At 66.1% G+C, this 8,230-nt stretch carries 7 protein-coding genes; 5 read left to right on the top strand and 2 right to left on the bottom strand.

What is annotated here, in order from left to right; translation table 11 throughout:
- The 5 genes from VDP82_RS10405 to VDP82_RS10385 form a co-directional block, all read left to right on the top strand.
- Positions 1 to 441, top strand: a 441-nt coding sequence (locus VDP82_RS10405; RefSeq protein WP_323014779.1) for an oligopeptide/dipeptide ABC transporter ATP-binding protein, incomplete at its 5' end; no start/stop codon positions are given.
- Positions 442 to 2,301, top strand: a complete 1,860-nt coding sequence (locus VDP82_RS10400) for a DUF2264 domain-containing protein (protein WP_323014778.1) — start codon at positions 442 to 444, stop codon at positions 2,299 to 2,301.
- Positions 2,301 to 3,311, top strand: coding sequence for a hydroxyacid dehydrogenase (locus VDP82_RS10395; RefSeq protein WP_323014777.1), 1,011 nt, complete (start codon positions 2,301 to 2,303; stop codon positions 3,309 to 3,311). The genes VDP82_RS10400 and VDP82_RS10395 overlap by 1 nt, the downstream gene beginning before the upstream one ends.
- Positions 3,312 to 3,314: 3 nt before the next feature.
- Positions 3,315 to 4,931 carry an acyltransferase gene (locus VDP82_RS10390; RefSeq protein WP_323014776.1) on the top strand — a complete coding sequence of 539 codons (1,617 nt, stop codon included), beginning with the start codon at positions 3,315 to 3,317 and terminating at the stop codon, positions 4,929 to 4,931.
- Between the two features lie 9 nt (positions 4,932 to 4,940).
- Positions 4,941 to 5,588 carry a ThuA domain-containing protein gene (locus VDP82_RS10385; RefSeq protein WP_323014775.1) on the top strand — a complete coding sequence of 216 codons (648 nt, stop codon included), beginning with the start codon at positions 4,941 to 4,943 and terminating at the stop codon, positions 5,586 to 5,588.
- A gap of 3 nt (positions 5,589 to 5,591) precedes the next feature.
- Here the strand turns inward: VDP82_RS10385 and VDP82_RS10380 are convergent, their stop codons facing one another.
- Together VDP82_RS10380 and VDP82_RS10375 are read right to left on the bottom strand one after the other, a co-directional pair.
- Complete coding sequence (locus tag VDP82_RS10380) at positions 5,592 to 7,463, bottom strand: adenine deaminase (RefSeq protein ID WP_323014774.1); 1,872 nt, start codon at positions 7,461 to 7,463, stop codon at positions 5,592 to 5,594.
- Positions 7,463 to 8,215, bottom strand: a complete 753-nt coding sequence (locus VDP82_RS10375) for a glutamine amidotransferase (protein ID WP_323014773.1) — start codon at positions 8,213 to 8,215, stop codon at positions 7,463 to 7,465. Before VDP82_RS10375 ends, VDP82_RS10380 begins: the two co-directional genes overlap by 1 nt.
- Positions 8,216 to 8,230 lie beyond the last annotated feature (15 nt).

Genomic DNA, 8,230 nt, shown 5'->3' with positions numbered 1-8,230 from the left:
AACCTGCTCGACGACCTCAAGGCCGAATTCGGCCTCACCTATATTTTCATCAGCCACGATCTGGGCGTGGTCAACTACATCGCCGACCGGGTGGTGGTGATGTATCTGGGCCATGTGGTGGAAAATGCCCCCACCGAGATGCTGTTCGAGCGTCCCCGCCACCCCTATACCGAAATGCTGCTCGAAGCCCTGCCCATTGCCGATCCCACGCGGCGCAAGGGCAGGCGCAGCGAACTCAAGGGCGAAATCCCCTATCTGGGCAATCGTCCCAAGGGCTGCCCCTTCCACACCCGCTGCCGCTACGCCCAGGACCGCTGCCGCGCCGAGACGCCCGCGCTTCGCCCCATCAACGGCAGTGCCCAATTGGCCGCCTGCCACTTTGCCGAAACCCTCGAACTCAAGGGCGCCTATGAGCCGGCCCCGCAAAGGACAATCGCGTAAATGACCTATGATCCGGTGAGCGCCAATCCCCTGCATGGCAATCCGCTTCAAACCCGCGCCGATGTCGAAAAGGGCCTGCGCGATCTCTTCGCTCCGCTGCTGCCCTATTTCTCCGCCGGCGGCGCCCGCGTGCGGCTCGATGGGGCCGGGGCCCATTTCGACCGGGCGGCGGCCGATCTCGAAGGCTTCGCCCGTCCGCTCTGGGGCCTCACCCCGCTGGCCGCCGGCGGCGGCGATTTCGAGCATTGGGAGCTTTACCGCCAGGGGCTTGCCAATGGCACCGATCCCGACCACCCCGAATATTGGGGCGAGGTCAACGCTACCGACCAGCGCATGGTCGAGCTGGCCGCCATCGGCTTCACCCTCAAGCTGCTGCCGCATCTGGTGTGGGACCCGCTGCCCCAAAAGGCCAAGGACAACCTGGCGGCCTATCTCGTCCATGCCCGCCGCTTCGACTATGCCGACAACAACTGGAAATTCTTCCGCATCCTGGTCGATCTCGGCCTCGATCAATGCGGCGTGGACTTCGATCGCTCCCTCACCGACAAATATCTAGACGAACTGGACGGCTTCTATCTGGGCGATGGCTGGTATCGGGACGGCAATGTCCGCCGCCTCGACCACTATATTCCCTTTGCCATGCATTTTTACGGGCTGATCTATGTCCGCCTCGCCAAGCCCGGCGATCCGCGCGTCGCCGTCTACAAGGAACGCGCCAGCCAGTTCGCCACCGACATCGAGCACTGGTTTGATGAAGATGGCGGCGCGCTCGCCTTCGGGCGCAGCCTCACCTATCGCTTCGCCTGCGGCGGCTTCTGGGGCGCCTTGGCCTTTGCCGATCTCGAAGCGCTGCCCTGGGGCCGGATCAAGGGCCATTTCCTGCGCCATCTGCGCTGGTGGAGCCGCCTGCCCATCGCCAATCGCGACGGGGTGCTGTCGATCGGCTATGGCTATCCCGACCTGTTCATGTCCGAAAGCTACAATTCGGCCGGCTCGCCCTATTGGGCCCTCAAGGCCTTCCTGCCGCTGGCGCTGCCGGCCGACCATCCCTTCTGGACGGCCGAGGAAGCGCCTGCCGAATTTGATGCCGAGCCCGTGCCGCTGCGCCATCCGGGCATGGTGATGATGCACACGCCCGGCAATATCGTCGCCCTGTCCTCAGGCCAGCAGAATTGGCAGATGCGCCACGGCGCCGAAAAATACGCCAAATTCGTCTATTCCTCCCGCTATGGCTTTTCCGTCGAGGCCGATGAGCGCTCCTACGATCAGGGCGCCTTCGATGGTGCGCTGGCCCTCTCCGACGATCGCCGGCATTACCGTGTGCGCGAAACCAATGAGAGCGCCCGTATCGCCGGCGACGCACTCCATGCCGTCTGGAAACCCTGGGACGATGTGACCGTCGAGACCTGGCTGCTGCCGGCCAGCCCCTGGCATATCCGCCTCCACCGCATCACCACGCCGCGCCCGCTCCACGCCACCGAAGGCGGTTTCGCCATCGCCCGCGCCGACATGAATGCCGACCGCTATATCGACGAGCCCGGTCGCGCCGCCGCCATCAGCGCCAGCGATGTTAGCGCCATTCTCGATCTTTCGGTCGGCGGAAAACGCGAGGGCAGGGCCTTCCGCGCCCTGCCCAACACCAATCTCATCGTCTCCAAGACCATCGTGCCACAACTGCGCGGCGCGATCCCGGCGGGCACCACGCTGCTGGCCTCGGCCGCCATGGCGCTGCCGGCGGGCGCTGCTGCCGAGGCGGCGCTGGCCGCGCCTCCCGCCTTGCCCGACCTGGCGGAGCTGGAGGCTCTCTTTGCCCGCGAGGGTGTCGATGTCAGTGCCATTCTGGTGCCGGAGCGCTTCTGATGATGCGACCCAAGCTCGCCTTTGCCCTCAGTCCGGGCAAGACCCGGCACGTCTTCGATGCAGCCGCGCTCGAAAGGCTGGCGCAAAGCTGCGATATCCTCTCCACCCAGCCCATGGAGAGCTTCGCCTCCCCCGAGGCGCAGCGTCTGCTCGCCCAGGCCGAGGTGCTGCTCACCGGCTGGGGCTGCCCGATGATCGGGCCCGAGGTGCTGCGCATGGCTCCCGGCCTGCGCCTCATCGCCCATGCCGCCGGCACGGTGAAGTTCAATGTCGATCCCGCCGCCTATGCGCGCGGCGTCCGCGTCACCCATTCGGCCGAGGCCAATGCGGTGCCGGTGGCCGAATATACCCTGGCCTCCATCATCTTCGCCAATAAGCGCGCTTTCGACCTGCGCGACCTCTATCGCGCCGATCCCACCCGCGTCACCAGCTACCGGCTGATGGACGAGCCCATCGGCAATTTCCGCCGCACCGTGGGCATTGTCGGCGCCTCGCGCATCGGCCGCCGCGTCATTGCCATGCTGGCGGGCTTCGATCTCGATGTGCTGCTCTACGATCCGTTCGTCCAGCCTTCCGACCCCATCGCGGCCCAGGTTCAACTGGTCGAACTGGATGCGCTGATGGCGCGCTCCGATGTGGTCTCGCTCCACGCGCCCTCGCTGCCCTCCACCCGCCACATGATCGGGGCGCGCCAATTGCGCCTGCTGCGCGACGGGGCGGCCTTCATCAATACCGCGCGTGGGGCACTGGTCGACGAAGCGGCGTTGCTGGCCGAATTGCAGACCGGGCGCATCCAGGCCGTCATCGACGTCACCGATCCTGAAATCCCGGTGCTGGATTCGCCCCTCTACACGCTGCCCAATGTCTTCCTCACCCCCCATATCGCCGGCGCCATCGGCACGGAGCGGCTGCGGCTGGGCCACATGGCGATCGAGGAGATCGAGCGTTTCGTGCGCGGCGAGCCGATGCTCTATGAAATCGAGCCGGCCTTTCTCGAACGGCTGGCCTGAGCCATGCACCATCTCTCCGATCCTGAGGCAAGGCTGCAATTTCTCACCTGGGAGCGCAGCCCCGCCGACATCGACGCGCCCGCCCATCGCGACCGCCTGGCCCGTCTGGCCGAAACCGCCGGGGGCGAATTTGGCCCCGGCGCCTATATCGCTGCCGAGGCGGCCATTTTCACCTCCCGCCTGGTTCTGGGCGAGCAGAGCTGGATCGCCGGCCACGCGCTGGTGCGCGGCGAGGCGGTGTTCGGGGCCCACTGCACCGTCAATCCCTATGCGATGATTTCCGGCAAGCTCACCTGCGGCGATGGTGTGCGCATCGCCAGCCATGCCTCCCTTGTCGGCTTCAATCACGGCTATGACGATCCCGAAACGCCCATCTATCTCCAGCCCCATGAGACCCGTGGCATCACCATTGAGGACGATGTGTGGATCGGCGCCAATGCGGTGATCGTCGATGGCGTGCGCATCGGCCGGGGCGCGATTGTTGCGGCCGGTGCCGTGGTCAGCCGCGACGTGCCTTCCATGGCCATTGCCGGCGGCGTGCCCGCCAGGATCCTGCGCTATCGCGGCCGTAAAACCCGGCACGACGCCGTCTCGCAAGTGCAGGCACTGGGCGCGCGCGCCGCCGGCCAATGGCCCGATATTCTTGCCCGCAACAGCGAGAATGGCGACTATGTCTCCCGCGAGCATGACGGCGCAGCCCGGCGCAGCAACCGGCATCTGTGCGATGCCATCGAGATCGCCGCCGGTTTCGGCGCCCTGCCGCCGGGTCTGGATCGGGATGCCGCCATCGCCCGCCTGCAAGCGGTGCAGGACCGCCAGACCGGCCTTTTCCCCGATCCCTTCCAGCCCCCCTCGCCGCAAAAGCCCATGCGCGACGATGGCCTGGCGCTCTACAATATCCTTTCGGCCGGCTATGCCCTGGAAGTGCTGGGCAGCCATCCCCTCCATCCCATCGCGGCGGTGGAACTCTCCGCCCCCGAGCTGTGCCAATGGCTCGACAGCCTGTCCTGGCGCGAGCGCGCCTGGGGCGCCGGCGCCGCCGTCGATGCCATCGGCACCGCGCTTTATTTCAACGCCCGTTATTTCACCACCACCAGCGCGAAAGAGACCCTGTTCGGCTGGCTGGCACTGCATCAGGATCGCGCCTCGGGCCTCTGGGGTTCACCGACAAAAGAACAGGGCCTGCTCCAGCCCGTCAACGGCTTCTACCGGCTGACGCGCGGCACCTATGCCCAGTTCGGCATCGCCGTGCCCCGACCCGAACAGGCCATCGATTCTGTACTGCTCAACCATCGCAACTACGCCGGCTTTTCGGGGGCCACCTACACGGCCTGCAATTTGCTCGATACCATCCACCCGCTGCTGCTCTGCCTCACCCAGACCGACCATCGCCGACCCGAGGCCGAGGCTATCGCCCGCTCCGTCATCGCCCGCGCCGGCGAACGCTGGGCGGATGGCGCGGGCTTCGCCTTTGCCGATGGGCAGACGCCGGGTCTGCAGGGCACCGAAATGTGGCTTTCGGTGGTGCATCTATCGGCAAAGCTGCTGGGTATTGAATCATCCTTCCCCTTCCTGCCAAGGGGCGTGCATCGCACCGAGCCGGTGGGCTTGGGACTTTAGGAGGCGAAAATGACGCAAAAGCGCGCTTTGGTGGTCTGGGGCGGCATGGAATTGCACACCCCCGAACGTGGCGCGCATGTGGTGCGCCAACTGCTCGAGGAAGAAAGTTTTGCCGTCACCGTCACCTCCGATTACGACGCCCTGGGCGCCGAGGATGTGGGTCGGAACGACCTCGTCGTGCCCGTCATCACCGATGGCACGCTGCCGCCCGAGAAGATGAACAACCTCATCGCCGCCATCCGCGCCGGCACCGGGCTGGCCGGCTATCACATGGGGCTGGCGACGACCTTCCGCGCCAGCGTGCCCTTCCGCTATGCCGCCAGCGTCTATTGGGTGCAGCACCCCGGCAATATCATGACCTACAAGGTGGATGTGACCCGCCCCGACCACCCCATCATGGCCGGCATCGACAGCTTCGAGCATACCTCCGAGCAATATTACCTCAATTACGATCCGGCGGTGGAGGTGCTGGCCACCACCACTTTTTCCGGCGCCATCCATCCCTGGCGCGCCAATGTGGTGATGCCGGTGGTCTTCACCACCAATCATGACCGGGGCAGGGTGTTCTACTCCTCGCTCGGCCACACCGCCGACGAGCTGGAACTCCCCCAAATCCGCACCATCCTCAAGCGCGGCCTGCTCTGGGCGGCGCGGTAATTCCTACCACACCACCTTATGCGTCGCGCCCGTCTGGACGTTGACGAACCCGTCCGGGGCCAGCGGCGAGGGGGCGACCAGCACCCAGCGCCAGGGCGCGCAGGTCAGCGTGGCAAAGGCCAGCCTTTCGGGAAAGCCCGGCCACCAGCGCGGCGAGAAAGTGGGCTCATACATCCAGTCGATGGTTTCGCCCTGCCGGTAGAGTTCGGCCATTTCCGCGTCCAGTTCCGCCGCCGGCCGGCAGGTCATCAACCCGCCCACTTCATAGCGCACTCGCGCCAGCACCGTGCCGCCGCTGACCAGCGTCCAGCCGCCCTGCATGTCCTTGAGCGTATTGACCGCCAGCGCCATGGCCTCGTCCGACGAGCCCACCACCCAGATATTGTGCTTGTCATGGCCCATCGAGCAGGCTAGCGCCGTGTCCGGCGTTTTCGGCCCGGTGCCCAGCCAGAACATTTTTGCCACTTTCCCTTCTCCGGAAAAGCGGTCGACAATGGCGAATTTGGTGATGTTGCGGTCGCTGTCGCGCTGCACCGCGCCCTGCGCTACCGGAAGGGTAGCGGTGATGAAATCGTCATGCCAGTGAAAGGGGCGCAGCAGCGCGGCATTGGCCGTCTCGCCCGCACCCGCCGGCGCCGCGATGGCAAAGTCCTCGGCGCTTAAATCCCGCGCGATATTGACCGTGCGCGTCGCCCAGTCCGGCCAGTCGATCCGTGGCACCGCGGCAATATAGTCCCGGCCGCGCGATACCTGCCGCCCATCGGCCCACACCTCCGCAATGCCCAGCCGCGCCTCGTCGTCCAGCAGCACCAGATCGGCATAGCGTCCCGGCGCGATCGAGCCCACCCAGGGCGTCAGCCGCATATGGCGCGCCGGCTTGAGCGTCACCAGTTGTACCGCGATCTCCAGTGGCAGGCCTGCGTCCAGGGCGAGGCGCACATTGTGGTCGGTGGCGCCCAGCTTCAGCGTGTCCGAGGCGCTGCGGTCATCGGTGCACAGCGCGAAATTGGACCAGTCCTGCTGTCCAGCTTCCAGAAGGCCCGAAATCACCTCGGTCAGCGAATGCGGCCGCAATTCCATGAACAGTCCGCGCCGCAGCTTGTCCTGCACTTCCTCCAGCGTCCAGGCCTCATGGTCCGAGGCCATGCCGGCCCCGGCAAAGGCATTGATGTCGTTGATGTCGCGCATGCCGGCCGCATGCCCCTCAACCACGCCGCGCTGGGCGAAAGTGGCCTCGATCATGCCCCAGAGCCGGTCATGCGAAGGATTGTCGGGGTTCCACACCGCCGGCCAGTCCATCACCTCGTCCAGCCCCGCCACCGCCAGGTGCTCGCGCAGAAAGCGCTCCTGCTCGTCATAGCCGTAATGGCCGCCGCCCCATTCATAGGCGGTGGGCGGCACGGCCGAGCCGGGCAGGGGGAAGATCTTGGCGGGCGAGCCGGCCCGCCGCGCCATCATCCAGAAATCGAGATTGCGCGCCCCGTTCACATTGGAAAATTCGTGGCTGGCCTCGCAGGTCCAGGTGCACCCGAACGGCAGCACCAGCACCGCCTCCCATTCGGGGCTGAGATGGCTCGATTCGATATGCTTGTGCACTTCCCCGAAGCCGGGCACCGCCGAAAACGAAGAACGGTCCACCCGCTCCGCCACCTCGCCGCGATAGGCTCCCACCGGCCCCACCCAGGCGATGCGCCTGCCCGAGATCACCACCTCCTGGTCCGCGTGCCAGCGCCGTCCATGAACGTCGAACAGCCGCCCGAGGCGGATGGCGCGGTCGGCGGGCTTCTTGCCCAGCGCCACCAGCGCCAGATGCTTGCGGATCGCCACCTCGTCGGCGGCATTGATGATGAGATCGTCGGGCTGGGCGGCTTGCATCAGATCTTTCCGGCGGCCCAGTCGGCGATCTGCGTCCACAGCCGGTCATAGCCGGTCCATTCGACGAAAGGCGGCGGCGCCCAATGCGGCCCGCAATCGGAGGTGAAGGCCACCCCGCGCCCCTTGCCGATCTCTCCGGCCACGATCAGCGGGTCATCGCCCACTTGCGCCACCAGCGTTGCGCCCGGCTTGGCGCTGACCTTGTTATAGCCCAGCAGGTCCGGCCAATCGCTTTCCAGCCCGGCGACGATGGGGTGGCTGGCTTGGCTCACCCGGGGGGCGATGCCCTGCGGGGTTTCCACCCGGTCGTCGGCGCGCATCAGCGTCACCGGCAGCGCCTCCTCGGCGCCCGAGCCGGCATATTGCCCCTTGGCGTCGATGCCCTGGAACGTCAGATACCCCCCTACCATCACGAAGCCCCCGCCATTGGCCACATAGTCGCGAATGGCATGCAGCCGGTTGGGCAGCGGCTTGGACCTGCTGAAGGTGTCCGGATGCAGCAGCAGCGTATTGGCCCCGATATCCGAGAGCACCACGCAGTCATATTGGGCCAGCTCTTCGGGCGTGAAGGGAAACTCCCGCGCCGCCACATGCGAGGGCTGGTAGGTCACCTCCCAGCCGCCCTTTTCCAGCGCCGCCTTCAGCCAGCGCACCCCTTCGGCATATTCGGTGGTGGTGAAGCTGTCGAAGCCCTTCTGGTGGATGGAATGCACGGTCCAGGATTCGCCGGCGACGAGAATGCGTTTGGTCATGAAATATCCTTTGGG

This window comes from Devosia sp., from assembly GCF_034675085.1.
Lineage (GTDB): Bacteria > Pseudomonadota > Alphaproteobacteria > Rhizobiales > Devosiaceae > Devosia.
The sequence above is the reverse complement of the archived record's forward strand: the minus strand, read 5'-3'. Positions and strand labels throughout refer to the sequence as shown.